The organism is Murimonas intestini (genome assembly GCF_024622195.1).
In the GTDB taxonomy this organism is placed as follows: domain Bacteria; phylum Bacillota; class Clostridia; order Lachnospirales; family Lachnospiraceae; genus Murimonas; species Murimonas intestini.
Window position 1 is genome coordinate 88,613 of record NZ_JANKBI010000016.1, and the last position, 16,033, is coordinate 104,645.

The 16,033-nt window shown below is 44.2% G+C and carries 19 protein-coding genes; 10 read left to right on the forward strand and 9 right to left on the reverse strand.

Translation table 11 applies throughout. The features are described from left to right. Window positions 1-46: 46 nt before the first annotated feature. The 7 genes from spoIIID to NSB28_RS19300 all read left to right on the forward strand — a co-directional run bounded on the left by spoIIID (window position 47) and on the right by NSB28_RS19300 (window position 7,562). Window positions 47-298, forward strand: a complete 252-nt coding sequence (spoIIID, locus tag NSB28_RS19270; RefSeq protein ID WP_109748207.1) for a sporulation transcriptional regulator SpoIIID — start codon at window positions 47-49, stop codon at window positions 296-298. 329 nt (window positions 299-627) lie between these two features. Then, complete coding sequence (locus NSB28_RS19275) at window positions 628-1,887, forward strand: ABC transporter substrate-binding protein (RefSeq protein WP_109748206.1); 1,260 nt, start codon at window positions 628-630, stop codon at window positions 1,885-1,887. Beyond that, a complete protein-coding gene (locus tag NSB28_RS19280; RefSeq protein ID WP_109748205.1) occupies window positions 1,884-3,608 on the forward strand; it encodes a sensor histidine kinase in 1,725 nt (574 codons plus the stop codon). The genes NSB28_RS19275 and NSB28_RS19280 overlap by 4 nt, the downstream gene beginning before the upstream one ends. Next, window positions 3,583-5,112 carry a response regulator transcription factor gene (locus NSB28_RS19285; protein WP_109748204.1) on the forward strand — a complete coding sequence of 510 codons (1,530 nt, stop codon included), beginning with the start codon at window positions 3,583-3,585 and terminating at the stop codon, window positions 5,110-5,112. Before NSB28_RS19280 ends, NSB28_RS19285 begins: the two co-directional genes overlap by 26 nt. A 200-nt stretch (window positions 5,113-5,312) precedes the next feature. Beyond that, entirely contained in the window at window positions 5,313-5,543 is a 231-nt protein-coding gene (locus tag NSB28_RS19290; protein WP_109748203.1) for an HPr family phosphocarrier protein, read from the forward strand. Between the two features lie 126 nt (window positions 5,544-5,669). Further along, window positions 5,670-6,206, forward strand: a complete 537-nt coding sequence (locus NSB28_RS19295) for a DNA-deoxyinosine glycosylase (RefSeq protein WP_109748202.1) — start codon at window positions 5,670-5,672, stop codon at window positions 6,204-6,206. A gap of 30 nt (window positions 6,207-6,236) precedes the next feature. Next, window positions 6,237-7,562 (forward strand): MATE family efflux transporter, encoded by a 1,326-nt coding sequence (locus NSB28_RS19300; protein ID WP_109748201.1) that lies wholly within the window; start codon window positions 6,237-6,239, stop codon window positions 7,560-7,562. Between the two features lie 23 nt (window positions 7,563-7,585). On the opposite strand, the gene NSB28_RS19305 is transcribed toward NSB28_RS19300, so the two are convergent. From NSB28_RS19305 to NSB28_RS19325, 5 genes are all read right to left on the reverse strand, one after another. Continuing rightward, window positions 7,586-7,921 carry a TIGR04076 family protein gene (locus NSB28_RS19305; protein WP_109748200.1) on the reverse strand — a complete coding sequence of 112 codons (336 nt, stop codon included), beginning with the start codon at window positions 7,919-7,921 and terminating at the stop codon, window positions 7,586-7,588. A gap of 47 nt (window positions 7,922-7,968) precedes the next feature. After that, window positions 7,969-9,285, reverse strand: coding sequence for an MFS transporter (locus tag NSB28_RS19310; RefSeq protein ID WP_109748199.1), 1,317 nt, complete (start codon window positions 9,283-9,285; stop codon window positions 7,969-7,971). Between the two features lie 165 nt (window positions 9,286-9,450). Continuing rightward, the gene (locus tag NSB28_RS19315; RefSeq protein ID WP_109748198.1) at window positions 9,451-9,831 is read right to left on the reverse strand and encodes a hypothetical protein; all 381 of its coding nucleotides are present in this window, start codon (window positions 9,829-9,831) and stop codon (window positions 9,451-9,453) included. Next, window positions 9,832-10,203 (reverse strand): VOC family protein, encoded by a 372-nt coding sequence (locus tag NSB28_RS19320; protein WP_109748197.1) that lies wholly within the window; start codon window positions 10,201-10,203, stop codon window positions 9,832-9,834. 87 nt (window positions 10,204-10,290) lie between these two features. Beyond that, window positions 10,291-10,671 (reverse strand): hypothetical protein, encoded by a 381-nt coding sequence (locus tag NSB28_RS19325; protein ID WP_109748196.1) that lies wholly within the window; start codon window positions 10,669-10,671, stop codon window positions 10,291-10,293. 196 nt (window positions 10,672-10,867) lie between these two features. Here NSB28_RS19325 and NSB28_RS19330 point away from each other — a divergent pair, with 196 nt between their 5' ends. After that, a complete protein-coding gene (locus NSB28_RS19330; RefSeq protein ID WP_109748195.1) occupies window positions 10,868-11,134 on the forward strand; it encodes a helix-turn-helix domain-containing protein in 267 nt (88 codons plus the stop codon). Between the two features lie 124 nt (window positions 11,135-11,258). Here NSB28_RS19330 and NSB28_RS19335 read toward each other — a convergent pair whose 3' ends face one another. The 3 genes from NSB28_RS19335 to NSB28_RS19345 form a co-directional block, all read right to left on the reverse strand. Then, window positions 11,259-12,317 (reverse strand): helix-turn-helix domain-containing protein, encoded by a 1,059-nt coding sequence (locus tag NSB28_RS19335; protein ID WP_109748194.1) that lies wholly within the window; start codon window positions 12,315-12,317, stop codon window positions 11,259-11,261. Between the two features lie 170 nt (window positions 12,318-12,487). Then, entirely contained in the window at window positions 12,488-12,697 is a 210-nt protein-coding gene (locus tag NSB28_RS19340; RefSeq protein WP_109748193.1) for a helix-turn-helix transcriptional regulator, read from the reverse strand. Between the two features lie 12 nt (window positions 12,698-12,709). Continuing rightward, window positions 12,710-13,027, reverse strand: a complete 318-nt coding sequence (locus NSB28_RS19345; RefSeq protein ID WP_109748192.1) for a DUF6442 family protein — start codon at window positions 13,025-13,027, stop codon at window positions 12,710-12,712. Between the two features lie 201 nt (window positions 13,028-13,228). Between NSB28_RS19345 and NSB28_RS19350 the strand changes: the two genes are divergently transcribed. Then, window positions 13,229-13,771: a DUF3795 domain-containing protein gene (locus tag NSB28_RS19350; protein ID WP_109748191.1), complete on the forward strand. Its 543-nt coding sequence runs from the start codon at window positions 13,229-13,231 to the stop codon at window positions 13,769-13,771. Between the two features lie 497 nt (window positions 13,772-14,268). Further along, entirely contained in the window at window positions 14,269-15,261 is a 993-nt protein-coding gene (locus NSB28_RS19355) for a serine hydrolase domain-containing protein (RefSeq protein WP_109748190.1), read from the forward strand. Here NSB28_RS19355 and NSB28_RS19360 read toward each other — a convergent pair. Next, a complete protein-coding gene (locus NSB28_RS19360) occupies window positions 15,242-15,766 on the reverse strand; it encodes a histidine phosphatase family protein (RefSeq protein ID WP_109748189.1) in 525 nt (174 codons plus the stop codon). The two genes, NSB28_RS19355 and NSB28_RS19360, sit on opposite strands and share 20 nt — an antisense overlap. Between the last annotated feature and the right edge of the window lie 267 nt (window positions 15,767-16,033).

Sequence of the window (16,033 nt, forward strand, 5' to 3'; positions counted from 1 at the left end):
TTGTCAAGCATACACTGTAAAAACAGCATCTTCGGAGGCTTATCCTTTGAAAGATTATATCGAAGAGCGGGCAGTAGAGATTGCCAATTATATTATTGAAACGAAAGCAACAGTGAGGCAGGCAGCGAATAAGTTTGGAATCAGCAAGAGTACGGTACATAAGGATGTAACGGAGCGTCTTTCACAGACGAATCCCGGACTGGCAAGGGAAGCCAGGAAGGTATTGGAGGTCAATAAGTCAGAACGTCATATAAGAGGGGGACTGGCTACAAGGGAGAAATATCTTCACCAGCATTAAAAGAGAGTAGCTGTTCAGTACCTGGCGCTACCGCTCTGCGGTGTATAGTTATATCTTCGCAGGACAAAGGGTACTGAATAGTTACAAAAAAGAATACTGTCCGGAAGGCTTATACCGCATTCCATGGGCAGTTTTTTTTATTCCCGCGAGGTGTTTTCGTGCGTATTTTGCACGAAAATCCCGAGGGCTGCAGCGCGAAACGGCGAATTTTGCTGTTTACATGAAGCGCAGTGCCGCCAGGGATTTCACATTGCAATTGTATACAATCCAATTTATAATAGCCATATAGCGGGAATAGATCTGGTTTTACAGAGAGGAGTAAACGCTTTATGAGTGTTAAACACATAAGAAGACTTATATATATTGCAGTGGCAGCAGTTTCGGTTCTGGCTTCGGCGGGGCTGGCAGGCTGCAGCAGCCTGTCCGGCTGTGTAAAGGAAGCAGTGCAGACGGAGACAGAGAAGGAAGAGATGGTACTGTGGTGTTATTGGGATACTCCAAGCCATCAGAAAACTCTGGACGGGCTTGTGAAGGGGTTTAATGAGAGCAGGGAAGATATCAGCCTGCAGGTGAAATATATTCCGGATGAAGATTTTAAGAAGGAGCTTGTGCTGGCTATGGCGGACGGGCGTGCTCCGGATGTGGCTATCGTGGACTCATCAGATTTTCAGTTTCTGTATGATGCCCAGCCGTTTGTGGACCTGACAGATGAGATAGAAGGGCTTCAGGATTATCAGGAGGTTGCCTTAAAGCCCTGTACAGTGGGAAACAGGATATACGGGATGCCATTTGGACTCAACTGTACTGCTTTGTTTTACAATGAGGACATGCTGGAGGAGGCACATGTGGATGTCCCTGAAACATGGGAGGATTTCCGCAGGGCAGCCCATGCGCTGACAGATGAGGAGCACTATGGATTTGGCATGGCTGCTGTAAAAAGTGAAGAGAGCGTTTACTGCTTTCTGCCCGTACTGTGGTCTATGGGAGGCCATGTGACTGATATAAATTCCAGAAACAGCGCTAAGGCCTTCTCATTTATTGCACAGCTTATAGAAGACGGCGCCATGAGCAGGGAAAATATGAATATGACCCTGGGAGATGTGAAGAACCAGTTTGCAGACGGAAAGCTTGCAATGATGATAAATACAACCTCTATTATAGGCGCGCTGGAGAATTCCAATCCTGAGCTGAATTTTGGTGTGACTTTTGTGCCCTCAGACGGGCAGCATGTGGCGGCAGCAGGGGGAGAGATACTGGCAGTGACACCGGGAGAACACCAGCAGGAAGCTGTTGAGTTCTTACGGTATCTGAACGATGGGGACAGGATGGCGTCATATATTGATGGTCTTGGGGTGATGTCGTGCAGGAAAGATATAATCAGCGGTCAGTTTAAGAACGACCCTCTCCAGAAAAAGAGTATAGAGCTGTTAGAAACTGCCAGGACCAGGGAGATCACACCTGAGTGGCCAAGGATCTCACTTATCCTGGCAGAAACCATGGAGAATGTGATTATAGGCGAAAGAGAACAGGGGGAGATACTTGCAGAAGCAGCCCGTAAGATAAGGGACATCAGGGAGGAAAGCCGATGAAAAGGGAGATAACGCTCAGACAGGTGCTGATCCCGGCCTTCCTTACAGTAGTTGTTCTGCCTATGCTGCTCATGGCGCTGTTTTCCATTCTGCGTTTAAAGGCAAATATGCAGGAGACTCTTGAAATGCAGATTGAAAGCAATCTGGAGAAGGCAGACCAGGTGCTGGATATGGTACTGGATAAGTACAAAACAATCCTGTATGATTTCTGCACGGATGACAGTATTGTGGAGATTGTGGAATCTGTCAACGAGGGCGTGGATGATAAAGACGTTAATACAGGAAAGCTGCGGCGGGAACTGAGCCACATCTGCAACAGAAATGACGGAGTTGTGGGGATCACGCTGCGTACAGCAGGAGATGAGAAGGTCATCTACTATGACAGGCTGGCTTCATCCTCCTCAAATGCCCAGTGGGCATCTAAAGTCAGGGTACCGGATATAAATGCGGCCGAAGATTATTATGCCGTCACAGTCCCTCTGAAAAGGAATGAGGATAATATCTATCTTATCCAGATAGCAAGAAATCTGGTGGATTACCGGAATATACATAAAAAGCTGGGAACAGTGGTGATGAGCATCAATGAGGAGATCCTGGAAAAGGCGCTTGATCCCGGGGAAGGGAAGAGTATATACCTGTGCCGGGGAAATATGATCATCAGCGCCCCTGATAATGAAGATATAGGAAAAAATATAAATGATATTCCAACTAAAAATATGCTTGTTACATCCAGAAGGAATGAGACAAGCGGCTGGAACATCTACAACTTCCACTCTCTCGATGTGTACAGTAAGACAGTGAGAGAGCAGGCGCTCTTCTGGGTATTTATAGGGGTGGGGATAATGGCAGCCCTCCTTGGTATAGTCTATTTTGCAACAAGGCCTGTACTCAAATCTCTTGATAATGTGGTGGATGCCATGGAAACCGTGGAAAAAGGAGACTTTGGCGCCAGGCTCACTATAAACCAGGGGATAACGAGTGAAATGAAAAAGATATATTCGGGATTCAACGAGATGGTGGAGCAGATAGATGCGCTGGTGGGCCAGGTAAAACAGGCTGTAGTGGAACAGAAGAATGCGGAGATCTCTGCCCTGGAAGCGCAGATCGACCCTCATTTTTTGTATAATACACTTGACACTATCAACTGGAAGGCCATTGAAAAAGAAGAGTATGAAATAAGTGGGATGGTGGGCGCCCTGGCTGATATCCTGCGTTACACAGTGAGAAATGCAGGCGGGGAGACAACAATTGAAAAGGAGCTGTACTGGCTGGATGAGTACATGCTTCTTCAGAGTGCAAAACTGGGGCGGAAGCTGAATACGATCATAGACGTGCCGGACGGCCTGCTGGAATGCAGGATACATAAGCTGCTTCTGCAGCCATTTGTGGAAAATTCTATCAAGCATGGTCTGTACAATATAGAAGGGGAGTGTATACTGAAAATTTCCATAAAAAAGCTGGAAGAACAGCTGCATATCATTATAGAGGATAATGGGAGGGGTATGAGTAAGAACAAGGTGGAGGAACTTAATAAAGAGACAGGAGATGAAGGGGAGCACCTGGGAGTTGCCAACGTCAGGAAAAGATTAAAACTGTATTATGGTGACAGGGCTGACATGTTTTTTGAAAGCAGGGCCGGCAGGTATACAAGAGTGCATCTCTTTATTCCTCTGGAAGAAATGGGGGGAAATCTGAATGAAAATAGTGATTGTAGAGGATGAAGCGCCTATACGGGAGGGTATGGGCCGGATCTTGAAAAAAATCGATCCCGGGTACGAGGTGGCAGGAATGGCCTCAAATGGAAAGGAGGGTTTGGACGTCATCAGGAAGACAAGGCCGGATCTTGTCATACTGGATATCCAAATGCCTGATATGGACGGCCTGACGATGCTGGAGATAATCAGAAAGGAGAAGATCACATGCAAGGCTCTTGTGCTCAGCGCATATTCAGAATTTACATATGCCAGGAGGGCGATCGAGCTGGGGATAGAGAATTATCTTTTAAAACCAATAAAAATACCGGAGCTAAAAAAGGCGCTCAGCCAGATCCGGTCATCCCTTGAAAAAGAGCAGAGCAAGGAGAGCATCCTGACCCTGGACAATATTTTTATGGGCTGCCTTACCGGACAGCTGACCATAGATGAGCAGATGGGAAGGCTGATAGAAGACAAATATGAATTGAAGCTGAATGACAGACTCTATTTGTTCCTTGTGTGGCTGGGTGAAGGGTATGAGTCCCAGAAGGCACAGGCAAGACAGCTTTTGGAGGAGGTGGGCAGGCACAGCAGTGAATTTTCTATGCACCTTCTGGAATTTCCAAGCCGCTGTAAATTCGTGGCAGTCCTGTATAAACCTGAGGACGGGGAAAAGCTGTGTTCCTACTTCGAGAAAGCTGTAGTCCCCATGCTGCGGGGCAGCTTAAAGAGGCCTGTGGTATGCATGTGGCAGGAGGCCGGGGGACTTGGAATGATGGAAACAGCCATCAGGCAGATGCGCCAGGACCTGGAATGGAATCTGGTGATTGAAGAAGGCAGTCTGATCACGCCCGCCAGGATAAGAGAACTGGAAACAGCCCCTATGAAGTATCCCCTGGAACTGGAGACACAGGCAAGACAGGCTATTATCAAAAGGGATGAGGAAACTTTTAAAAAGAGCTACTTCGAGTTTAAGGAGAGATGCAGGCAGGGCAGATTCCACCCCAAAGAGATCAAGGAGGCATGTCTGAGATACTGCTTTGCTGTCTTAAATACCGCAAAGGAATATGGGAATCTTCAGGAAGAGCTCTCTGCCCAGAATATGCTTCAGACGATCTCAAGAGCAGTGACCTGGTACCAGATCGGAGATGCACTGCGCCAGTTTTTTGTAAAGGTGGTGATAACCGGAGAAGGGGAGGAGAGCCTGACTGTCAGCGCTATGGTACAGAGGGCGCAGCAGATGATACAGGATTATTATAACCAGGGTGTAACCCTGGAGGAAATAGCCAGGAAGCTGCATGTATCGGAGGAATACCTGAGTACACAGTTTAAAAAGGAGACAGGCACCACCTTTTCAGAGACCATAAGGAAATGCAGGATCGAGAAGGTGAAGGAGCTGCTGGTGAACTCCACTCTCAAGCTGAACCAGATAGCAGATCTGGCGGGATACTCCGATCCTAAATATATGAGCAAAGTATTCAGGGATGAGACGGGGATGCTGCCGGCAGAATACAGGAAAATGAACACCTGATGCCTGTAGACACAGGGGCGGAGTATCATTTTGCGTCGTCTGATGCGGTTTTATGTCGAAACTGATTAAAATTTTCTACTTATCTAAAATATTTACTCCTCCTTTTCTGGAAAGGATATGGTATTTTATCAACAACAGATGAATAAAACACAATATCGGGGATATTACTTATATATTAGATTGAAAAGGAGATATAGATAATGAATAATTTAAAGGTAGTTTTTAACAGTCCGTCAGAGATATTAGATTTTGTTAATACAGTAGAAAAATATCCATATGCGATGGATCTGAAAAAAGGCAGGATCATCGTAGATGCCAAATCTGTACTGGGAATCATGAGTATTGGCCTCAAAAACCAGATTGAATTAAAAGTTTATGAAGAAAACTGCGATGACTTGAGGAAAGAAATTTCCAAATTCGTGGCAGCTTAAGGATATAAAGCAGTCTTTCTTGACAAAGGCACTGTATCAGGTCTATGGCCGGACAGTGCCTTTTTGTCAGCCTTTTGTTGCATCACCTGTTAAAAAGGGCTATAATTTTGGGAGGAGGATTAATAAATGGGAGAATATGAACATTTGCACCATACATTTGAACCAGTGTTTGACGGCAAGTCCAGAATCCTGATCCTGGGAACCTTTCCGTCAGTCAAATCCAGGGAGAATGAATTTTACTACGGACATCCCCAGAACAGATTCTGGAAGGTCCTGGCAGCTGTTACAGGAGCTGATACGCCTGTGGGCACAGAAGAGAAGATAAGATTCTTAAAGGACAGCAAGATCAGTATCTGGGATGTGATTGACAGCTGTGACATCATAGGTTCCAGTGACAGTTCTATCAGAAATGTAGTTCCGGCAGACCTGTCTGTCATTTTAGAGAAGGCGGATATCCGGCAGATATATGCAAACGGAGGTAAGGCCTGGCAGCTGTATCAGAAATATTTACTGCCCGCGGCGGGACGAAGCTGTATAAAGCTGCCGTCCACCAGCCCTGCCAATGCCGCTTTTTCTCTGGAACGGCTGAAGGAAGAGTGGTCAGTTATTAAGGAACATCTGGAAGAAAATGATATGCCCGGGAGTTTCCGGATACAGCCATAGGATAAGCATAGAATTGGAGGATGAAAAGAAATGATGTTTACAAATAAACAGCTGCGCCAGCTGATCATACCATTGATAATCGAGCAGCTGCTGTCAGTGACAGTGGGGATGGCCGACTCTGTTATGATTGCCAGCGTGGGGGAGGCGGCAGTCTCCGGCGTATCCCTGGTTGACACTGTGATGGTGCTGATGATCAACATTTTTGCTGCCCTGGCCACAGGCGGAGCCGTGGTGGCAGGGCAGTTCATAGGGCACAGGAGGGAAGAGGATGCCTGCAGGGCGGCGGACCAGCTGGTGATCTTCACACTGATCTTGTCAGTGGGAGTCATGGCTGTCATGTACGCAGGGCAGAACCTGATCCTGAACGGAGTTTTCGGAAGTATAGAGGCTGATGTCATGGGACATGCAAAGACATATCTGCTGATCGTGACGGCGTCTATCCCGTTTATTGCTCTGTACAACTGCGGAGCAGCGCTTTTTAGGTCTATGGGGAACTCAAAAATCTCCATGCAGACATCAATGATGATGAATGCCATTAATATCACAGGAAATGCCGTTCTGATCTTCGGCCTGAAGCTGGGTGTCGCAGGCGCTGCAATCCCGACTCTCGTATCCAGGATAGCGGCCGCAGCCCTGATCATGGCCCTTCTTCGCAGACAGAACCAGCAGGTACATATCAGCAAACCGTTTTCCTGGAAGCCGGACAGAAGGATGATTCAGAAGATCCTGCATATAGGAGTACCTAACGGGCTGGAGAACAGCATGTTCCAGCTGGGCAAGATCCTTGTCCTGAGCCTGGTTGCAACCTTTGGGACAGCATCTATAGCCGCAAACGCAGTCTCAAATACGATAGCAATGTTCCAGATACTGCCGGGTATGGCAGTGGGATTTGCAATCCTCACAGTTGTTTCACAGTGTGTGGGCGCAAATGATTATGATCAGGCTAAAATGTACACGAAGAAGCTTATAAAGCTTGTTTACATATGCATGGTGGGAATGAATATCCTTGTGGTGGCAGCTCTGCCGTTTATCATAAAGATATATAACCTGTCGGAACTCACAGGCAGGATCACCACACAGATCATTATTTACCATGCCCTTTGCTGCGTCACTATATGGCCCATGTCCTTTTCAATGCCAAACACCCTCAGGGCGTCCAATGACGTGCGTTTTACAATGGTCATCTCCATCATTTCCATGTGGACCTTCAGGATAGCATTCAGCTATCTGCTGGGACAGTTCCTGGGAATGGGAGTCTTCGGAGTATGGGTAGCCATGACAATAGACTGGCTGTTCAGGGCCATATGCTTTACCGTGCGCTACATTAAGGGAAAATGGAAGCTGCAGAGGATCTGACGGAACAGAGGAAGGCTGAAATGTTACGCTTCGTCCCCTGTTCGTTCCAGGAGGAACACGACAGGCCGTACCCCGTCCCTGCAGCAGGATATGGATTTATCGGCATATTTGTACCAATACTCCTGTCCTGGTTTGCGGGCGGCTCTTTCTATGGACATTTTGGCAATATCCGGATAGAGGTCGATCCATGCCCAGGGGCATAAGCCTTTTGGCATAACTGCCTCCTCGTCTGACCTGTACAGGAAGGAATCCCCTTCCTTCAGGATAGGACAGGGACCTGCCAGACTGCCTTCTGACAGATATTCATCGGCTATATCTTTGTAGAGTTCTGTTTTTAACACTGTTATACGTACATTCATTCTTTTATCCTCCGGAATATGATTTTTATCTTAGAAATGTATAAGGCTCATCTGAACTTGCAGCTGCAGTGACAGGCCAGCACGCTTATTGCAGATCCGCATATGCCTGTACACAGGAACATGACAGCCATGCCGCTGCCCGGACCTGGACCCACGAACTGCTCCAGGAGCATGGCTGGTGCTGAACCTGAGTGCATGAAGGGTTCAAACACATAGTCTGCCAGAAATCCTCCTGAAAGAATTGCAGCGGGTATAGTGCCAAACTGGAGAGCGCTGCGGACTGCGAAAATCCGCCCCTGGATTTCCACAGGGACCTCTTTATACAGGAGCATGTGCTGACCTGCCATCACAAAGGGTATTGGGAGGCTGGCAGCAGCTCCTGCCGCGCACCACAAGAAACAGTTTTGTCCAAATCCCATTAGCATGTCACCGAGAAGGAAAGAGATGGCTGAGGAAAAATAGATCATCCTGAGCGGATTTTTCGGAGCCCTCCAAAACGATACGATCAGACCACCCACTATCCCGCCAATGCCAAGTACTGCATTGACGGCAGCAAGTACATGGCTGTTATAGCCGCTCCGGGCCAAAATCATGGGGCCAAGTATATTTTCGTATGTCAGTGATGAGAAGAAGTTTATGGCGGCCATAGAGAGGATCAGGCTGCGTATGCTTCTATGCTCCTTTAGAAAAACGATTTCCTCCTTAAATCCAGAAAAAACACCGCCGGATTTCTTTCTCTCTTGTGGACTGTCTTTAAATATTCCAGTTTGCTTCATATTGTCAGTATGTGTCTCCGGAATGGTGATAAAGAAAAACAGGACTACGAAAGCAAAGAGGAAACTCAGCAAGTCTGTGATTAAGACAAGGCCCAGCCCTCCGGCAGCCAGGAGTGCACTCCCAAGGACAGGTGATACTACCGTAATGAGGCTGCCGGCAAAGGAATCCATTCCGCTGGCCTGTGAGCGTTTCTCCTCAGGTATCAGCAAGCCAACGGCAACCGACTGGGCGGGTGACTGCAGGGAGTTCATCAGTCCGATACATAAATTCACACCATAGATATAGAAGTGTTTCAATCCGCCTGTATTCAATAAGATAAATATCCCGGCGGAGCAAAGCGCCGCACCCAGATCTGTCAGAAGCATAATGGCCTTCTTACTGTGCCTGTCCACAAGTGTACCGGCAAAAATACTTGCCGCCACATATGGCAGATAAGAGCAAAAAGCCATCAGAGAAACTGACAAAGCTGACTGTGATTGTGAATAAGACCATATGATGAGCGCAAAACTGGTCATCGAGCTTCCCAGCTGTGAAACAGACTGGCTGAACCAGAAAATTACAAAACGTTTAAAAGTATTTGTTTTCATTGGAAAATCTCCTCATAGGATTAATTAATTTTTTTATCCCTATAAGTACAAAATCCAATGTGGGCAATTATATTACTCTGTACAAATCTGCCCCTGATTGGATCTTGTACAGAGTGGGGAGCTTTCATCTACCCGCAAATGACATAACATATTATTACCTTCTTTCTATGATTCCTTAATTACGCTTCCTATCTTCATTTTCTGCCTCCACTCAGGGGCATCCCCGTCATCTCCCCAGTATTCATCAAGTGTCCTGATTTTATCGTTTTCAAGATAAAAGAAGGAAGAGACATGGAAAGACATATCGTCTGTACATACGCGGACAGCTGTTATTACTATATTGTCAATATGTATATAACGTTCGATTTCACCGTTCCAGCTGCCTGGATATTCACAGTTGGCCCTTATAAATTCTTCAACAGTAAATTTCTCATTTGTACAATGCCACTGGACAACGGCATCTTTCAGAAAGCAGCCCCGCAGGTTCTGTTCATCCTGAGCTGCCACATATCTCCAATAATCATTGATAAACTCCCGTGTATTCATTTAGCAGTTTCCTCCGTGAGCATGATTCATGGGGGCGGTAAGTTCGATATGGTTTCCCTCACTGTCCTCAAATTCTGAAACCCAGTTACTGCCAATCGGAGTGAGAGGGAAAACAATTTTCAGGCCTTTCAGCTTTTCTTTTAGTATGTCGGGTGTGTCAACCTCTATACTGGGCAGGCAGTTGCTTCCAAATATATGGTGTTCATTCATCTTTTCAAATGCAAACAGCCCCAGCCGAAATCCGTTAATGTCAAAGACACTGTATAGCTCACTTTTTTCATCTACTGGACGTTCAAAGAATTTTTCGTAGAAAGAAATGGCTCTGTCCATGTTCAGGACACACAGATAAAGTGATCTTATGCTGCAATTCATGTGGTACCTCCATTTATGCTATATCTAAGCATATTATAACATAAGTCACCCAGAAGGTGGCAAGGTAGTAATGTTTTATACGGCTAACTAGGTATTTATTCCACCTCTAATACCAAATCTTTTATTATCAGTCCGGCCTACATTGATGATGTCCCCGGCCATACTGCATATAAATGTGTATGAGACGTCATCGAGCGTTACTTCTACTGTCATTCCGTCATCTTCCAGCATGCAGAATGCTTTAAATTCCAGATCTGACCTGCTGCGGTTGAGAAATTGGCTGATGGAGCTCTCAATCCTGGCCTGCTGAAGCTTGTTTTCTTCCGTAACATCTTTACCGTTGCGGTAAGATAAAATAATTTCGTCTCCTGCTGATATGACCATAGAGAAATGCGGTCCAGGATCGGCATCCGGAGGTGTACAGCTGATGATAAGAAGTAATAGTGCTAAAATAAGAACTTTTTTCATTGCCTCTTTTTTTGTATACTATTCAGTGAAAGAAATTATCGAGTGACTTTTAGATTCATGTTCGGGTCAAAATTTTGAGTATTTATTTTAGAATGCAATCTATCTATTGCAATTGTACCTAATTTTTATACTAAAATCAATACTAATTATGGGGATAACAGTGTGGAATATTGATAGAGAGGTATGATAGTACTCTATGGAACAGAAGATAAAACAGGAAAAGGGGCTTTCCATAGGCGGAAATCTGAAAAAGCTGAGGAATGGAGCCAGGATGACGCAGGAACAAGTGGCGGCTCAGTTACAGCTCCGTAATTTTGCTGTTACAAGAAGTGCTTATTCCCAGATGGAATCAGGCACTTACAGTATAAGAGTCGGTGAATTGATTGCATTAGTGGAAATTTTCCGGACTGATTTTAACACAGTGTTCAAAGATCTGAATTACAATCAGAAATCCGAATTATGAGCAAAGATCCGAATTATAATAAATAGCCTCCGGCTATGCAGGAAGTGATATTTACCTTGTCAAGCGGACAAGAGGAATATCAAAGCACCTGCGGCTGGGGGCTATTTTTGTTTTAAGTTTATTTTCACTTTGACTTTAGAGAATTCAAAAATTCCTGGAATTTTGGAGAAGATCTGAGAAAATCATATTCTGGATCTGAAGTGTCTTCCAGATCTGCTATGATTTTGGGGAGCATCATTTTCCCCAGATTTTGGGAATCTTCCTTTTGGGCCAGGTGCCTGTACAGCGGCGAAGCTGATATATCCCATTTCTGCAGTAAAGCAGGAAGCATGGAACTTAGTGTATTTATGAAATTATCGGCATCCTTTTCCAGAACACTGAGTCCAAACTGGCCCAGATAAGAATTGTAATCCCATAGTCCAAGGAGTTTGGATAAAGGGCTGATAATATCGGCGATCTGCCGCGCATCCTCAGTGCGTCCCTCTTTCCAGGCAATATCGATCAGAACGGAAAGCATGGAATCGATCAAAGATGCTTCGGACAATAGCTTGCGCTCTGTCAGTTCTGCTGCAGCTGCAAATTCTCCTTTAGCCATATGGAGCTTTGTCAGAAGCCCGATTTTGTTAAAACTATTTTCATCTGGGATTTCCATCAGCATTTTTTCTGCTTTGTCGTATTCCTTCCGTTCCATACATTTTGAGACCAGCATTCCCATAGCCTGATTGCGGATGCCAATATCCTGGCTTCCGGCTGCCCGTTCATACAGTGTTTCCACCAGGCTGAGGTATTCCTGTTTTACAGATTCATTTTGGTAAAGCATGAATGTACCCTCTAATGTGAGGGCGGTTCCCAGAGTCAGACTGTCACATGAGGGGTATTCATGGAGTTTTTCCCGGGCAAGATCAAAGGCCGCGTCTATCCCTCTTTCAGAGGCAGCAGTTGTCAGTTCGTTTAAAAAACAGTTGATTTCCTGATTTGTAAGCTCCTCTTTAAAAGAGAGCAGTGTATTCAGATCAGTATCCAGCAGGCGTGCCAGTGCAGGAAGTATGGTAATATCGGGGTAAGTACCTCCCTTTTCCCATTTATTTACTGCGGGGGCTGTCACACCCAGATAAGAGGCGACCTGCTCCTGGGTCAGGTTAAGCGCTGTGCGCCGTTCCTTTATGATTTCATTGATTTTCATATTTAAATGACCTCCTTGTTGTTTTGCGAAGTACTTCGATACTTTTATTATAGCAACTGTACAGAAGCCAGACAATTGAAACGGCGTTAACTTTCAGGCAAGAAAATTAACCGGAGGTTAAGCGGGCAGCTTATACGGTATAGTTAAATACCGTGCAGGATTGAATTAATTTATTCAAAGTAGAAGAGATCTTCAAATTTTTTATTAAGAGCAATGCAAATCAGAAGCGCCAGTTTGGCTGTAGGATTAAACTGGCCTGTCTCGATGGAACTGATCGTCTGCCGGGAGACTCCTGTCATATTTGCAAGCTCACTCTGAGAAATATTTTTTTCTGCTCTGGCTGCTTTCAGCCGGTTTTTCAATACTAAATCATTGTCCATATATCACCTGTGTCAAAAGACTTCATAAATATAACAGAATACCAGGGCAATTGTCATAGCTCCGTTCAGTACAGATACTATGAGATCAGACCGGCGTTTCAGCTTTATATATTTGTAGGCACTCTGTGCTGTCTTCATTGAAAAGAATATAGCGTACACATCCCACCATGGCTGCCCGGCCAGCATTTTAATGATCATCAGTATTAAACATAATGTTATCATAGTGAAAGATGCGATACCATATCCCTTCTGTTCAATCTGAAGTTCCATCTCATCGGGCTGATTTGGCTTTTTACTTTGAGCTCTGCGCAGAATTTCATCTCTTTCCATACGACCACCTCTGTATTATATTTGGTATATTTTGCGGCGATTGCTTAATGCGATGCCAAGTGTACTTGTCAAGATTTATTATATACCTTTAAAATTATATGTCAAGTTTTCTTTGCAAAATCCACATAATAAACGTAGTTTGCATTTCCTGTTTATCTGATGTATGATAAGAAAAATAAACATGCCAGATGGAGGATACATATGAAAAATGAAAAGAGAGAGTACCCGCACTTTGCCCTCTGCGGACTGAGCTGCGGCCTGTGCCCAATGTACCATATCAGCGAAAACGACCACTGTCCGGGCTGCGGGCGGCCCTCCTGTGTCTATGTGAAATGTGCAAAGGAGCATGGCAAAGTGGAGTACTGCGGGTTGTGCCCTGATTACCCATGTGAAAAGTATACGAAGGCAGAACCCTATGATTCATTTATTACCTGCCGGAGTGTGCAGAGAGACTTTGAACGTCTGCGCCGGGATGGTATAGAAGTATTCAGCGCTGTTCTGGATGAAAAAGTGGAAATACTGCGTTATCTGCTGAGAGAGTATAATGACGGGAGGCGCAAGAGCTTCTTCTGTCTTGCTGTGAACCTGCTGGAACTGGAGGATATAAAGACGGTGATGAATGAGCTTGAAGAAAATTACGATGAAAATGCCCCGCTCAGGGAACGGGGCGCCCAGGCTGCCGGACTCTTCAGAACCATGGCTGATAAGAGAGGCATTGTACTGAAACTAAACCGGAAAAAATAGGAGGAATCAGTTTCTGGTTTTTTTGATGGATGCGTGAGAAATAAAAAGTGCCAGGCCAATACCAAATGCAACCCATGGAAAGGCCGCAGCCGCAAAATCTGCAATCATGTGATTTCCTCCCTTCATGATTGATTCATGCACGGGGTATTAAATGCTCCTTCTGACTGCCGCAGCTGTGAGAAGGAGAAAAAGCCTCGTGTGTAATCTGATAAAGCTATTATAGACCAGTTTTACTGATTATACAAGGTAATTACAGTGACTGCATGTGATATGGATATATTCAATTTCAGGTGTGGCCTGCCGGCGCTGTGTATGTTCCAGCTCCTGCTCATACTCCGGCTCCTGTATGTCTTCCTGGGGCTGTGTATACTCACTTGTCTCATTGTTCCGGGCAGAGTTGGGGGCTTTACCTAATTCCTGCTGTGCTTCTTATCACCTTGACTCTCCCCTTACGTCAAGGTGTAGAATACTAGTAATTCTTAAAGGAGATGGATCGTATGAATAAAAAAGAATTACATGATTTTATTAAGAAGCAGCAGCCTAATATCTGCCAGATATCATGCTTTAAAGATGGCAGAGAAGTATTTTCTGATGAATGGAATGATTACAAAAAAACAGATACATGTCATGTTATGTCTGCAACGAAAAGTATAGTGGCATTACTGATTGGAATTGCTCTTGATAAAGGTTATATAAAAAGTATAGAGCAGCCTGTATTGGATTTCTTCCCTGAATATAAGATTAAGAGAGGAGAAAAAACTATTCAAAAAGTTACAGTCAGGCATTTGCTGACTATGACAGCACCTTATAAATATAAGTATGAGCCCTGGACAAAAATCTGTTCAAGTGATGACTGGACAATTTCAGCTTTAGATATTCTGGGGGGAAGAAAAGGATTAACCGGAGAATTTAAATATTCTACATTAGGTATACATATCCTGACAGGTATTATATCTAAAATGAGCGGATTAAAGGTTGTTGATTTTGCAAATAAATATTTATTTGAACCTGTTGGAGTAGAAAAACATATTAACTATTTCGCAGAAACGGCCGAAGAGCATAAGCATTTTACTATGTGCAAAGCCCCAAAAACAAATGTATGGTTTTGTGATTCAAAGGGGATAGGCGCAGCCGGATATGGTTTATGCTTATCTGCAGCTGATATGGCAAAAATAGGACAGCTTTGCTTAGACAAAGGTATTCATAATGGAAAACAAATTGTGTCATCTAAATGGATAGAGGAAATAACAAAACCAAATTACAGATGTGGTGAAGAGTTTGGAAATATGTCCTACGGCTGTCTTTGGTGGATTATAGACGAAAAAAAGCATATATATTCGGCTATTGGAAATAGTGGAAATGTAATATATGTAAATCCGTCTGAAAATGTAGTGATAGCAGTCACATCATTTTTTAAACCAACGATTTTCGACCGGGTTGATTTTATACAAAAATATATAGAACCACTTGTTATAATTCAAACTCTATAATCTCGCCATTTTGTGGGTGGTATCCATTGCAGAGAGATTGAATCACCATTCCATGGCAGACAACTATCACTTTGGAAAAGCGTTTGTATTTTTCAAGAACAGGCAGGACCCTTTTTCTCATTGCGTTCATGTCCTCCCAATCCATTTCACGGCCAGATGGGTAATTTCCATTAAATTGGACGAATTCACGGTAGCTCTCTGCAGCTCTTTCATCACTTACATAAATATAATTTTTATTTGCTATCCATTCGTGCAAATCTGTTTCAACAATCATGCCTATCCGTAGTTCTTTTGAAAGTATAGCCGCCGTCTGAAGGGCTCTTGTATAAGGGGACGATAAAATAATACCTGCATCACACAGACGTTTATCTTTTGATGTATTTTGAATTTCTTTGATTCCATCCATGCTTAATGGAGATAAATTAACGCCGAAACCCTGATAAATCTTTCGGTTCTTCTGGGAATAATCAGTTTTCCCATGTCTGACTAAATAAAAAGCCGTCATTTAGCACCTCACTGATATAACTTCCGCCATTCTTTGGTGGAAGTTAGTTTTTATCAGTATAACATACTTATCAATTTACTACCAGCAGGGAACAGGAGAGCGCCTAAACTGTAACAATCTTTTCAAACTCTTCTAAATAAATATTGATGAAAGAAGAATTATAAAATAGATTTATATGGTATAATTTCATGGTAAAGGAAGATAAGAATCCAATCGCTGCTCATCGGTGAAATATCCGCCGGCAGATTGCAGAGAAAGAATATTGAA

What these genes read in the sequence shown, in the direction of transcription:
- NSB28_RS19300 (WP_109748201.1), top strand. Translation starts at nt 6,237, where the DNA reads ATGATGTTTACAAATAAACAGCTGCGCCAGCTGATCATACCATTGATA.
- NSB28_RS19345 (WP_109748192.1), bottom strand. Translation starts at nt 13,027, where the DNA reads ATGGAAAGAGATGAAATTCTGCGCAGAGCTCAAAGTAAAAAGCCAAAT.
- NSB28_RS19325 (WP_109748196.1), bottom strand. Translation starts at nt 10,671, where the DNA reads ATGAAAAAAGTTCTTATTTTAGCACTATTACTTCTTATCATCAGCTGT.
- NSB28_RS19275 (WP_109748206.1), top strand. Translation starts at nt 628, where the DNA reads ATGAGTGTTAAACACATAAGAAGACTTATATATATTGCAGTGGCAGCA.
- NSB28_RS19305 (WP_109748200.1), bottom strand. Translation starts at nt 7,921, where the DNA reads ATGAATGTACGTATAACAGTGTTAAAAACAGAACTCTACAAAGATATA.
- NSB28_RS19360 (WP_109748189.1), bottom strand. Translation starts at nt 15,766, where the DNA reads ATGACGGCTTTTTATTTAGTCAGACATGGGAAAACTGATTATTCCCAG.
- NSB28_RS19350 (WP_109748191.1), top strand. Translation starts at nt 13,229, where the DNA reads ATGAAAAATGAAAAGAGAGAGTACCCGCACTTTGCCCTCTGCGGACTG.
- NSB28_RS19315 (WP_109748198.1), bottom strand. Translation starts at nt 9,831, where the DNA reads ATGAATACACGGGAGTTTATCAATGATTATTGGAGATATGTGGCAGCT.
- NSB28_RS19340 (WP_109748193.1), bottom strand. Translation starts at nt 12,697, where the DNA reads ATGGACAATGATTTAGTATTGAAAAACCGGCTGAAAGCAGCCAGAGCA.
- NSB28_RS19295 (WP_109748202.1), top strand. Translation starts at nt 5,670, where the DNA reads ATGGGAGAATATGAACATTTGCACCATACATTTGAACCAGTGTTTGAC.
- NSB28_RS19285 (WP_109748204.1), top strand. Translation starts at nt 3,583, where the DNA reads ATGAAAATAGTGATTGTAGAGGATGAAGCGCCTATACGGGAGGGTATG.
- NSB28_RS19330 (WP_109748195.1), top strand. Translation starts at nt 10,868, where the DNA reads ATGGAACAGAAGATAAAACAGGAAAAGGGGCTTTCCATAGGCGGAAAT.
- NSB28_RS19280 (WP_109748205.1), top strand. Translation starts at nt 1,884, where the DNA reads ATGAAAAGGGAGATAACGCTCAGACAGGTGCTGATCCCGGCCTTCCTT.
- NSB28_RS19290 (WP_109748203.1), top strand. Translation starts at nt 5,313, where the DNA reads ATGAATAATTTAAAGGTAGTTTTTAACAGTCCGTCAGAGATATTAGAT.
- NSB28_RS19355 (WP_109748190.1), top strand. Translation starts at nt 14,269, where the DNA reads ATGAATAAAAAAGAATTACATGATTTTATTAAGAAGCAGCAGCCTAAT.
- NSB28_RS19335 (WP_109748194.1), bottom strand. Translation starts at nt 12,317, where the DNA reads ATGAAAATCAATGAAATCATAAAGGAACGGCGCACAGCGCTTAACCTG.
- NSB28_RS19320 (WP_109748197.1), bottom strand. Translation starts at nt 10,203, where the DNA reads ATGAATTGCAGCATAAGATCACTTTATCTGTGTGTCCTGAACATGGAC.
- NSB28_RS19310 (WP_109748199.1), bottom strand. Translation starts at nt 9,285, where the DNA reads ATGAAAACAAATACTTTTAAACGTTTTGTAATTTTCTGGTTCAGCCAG.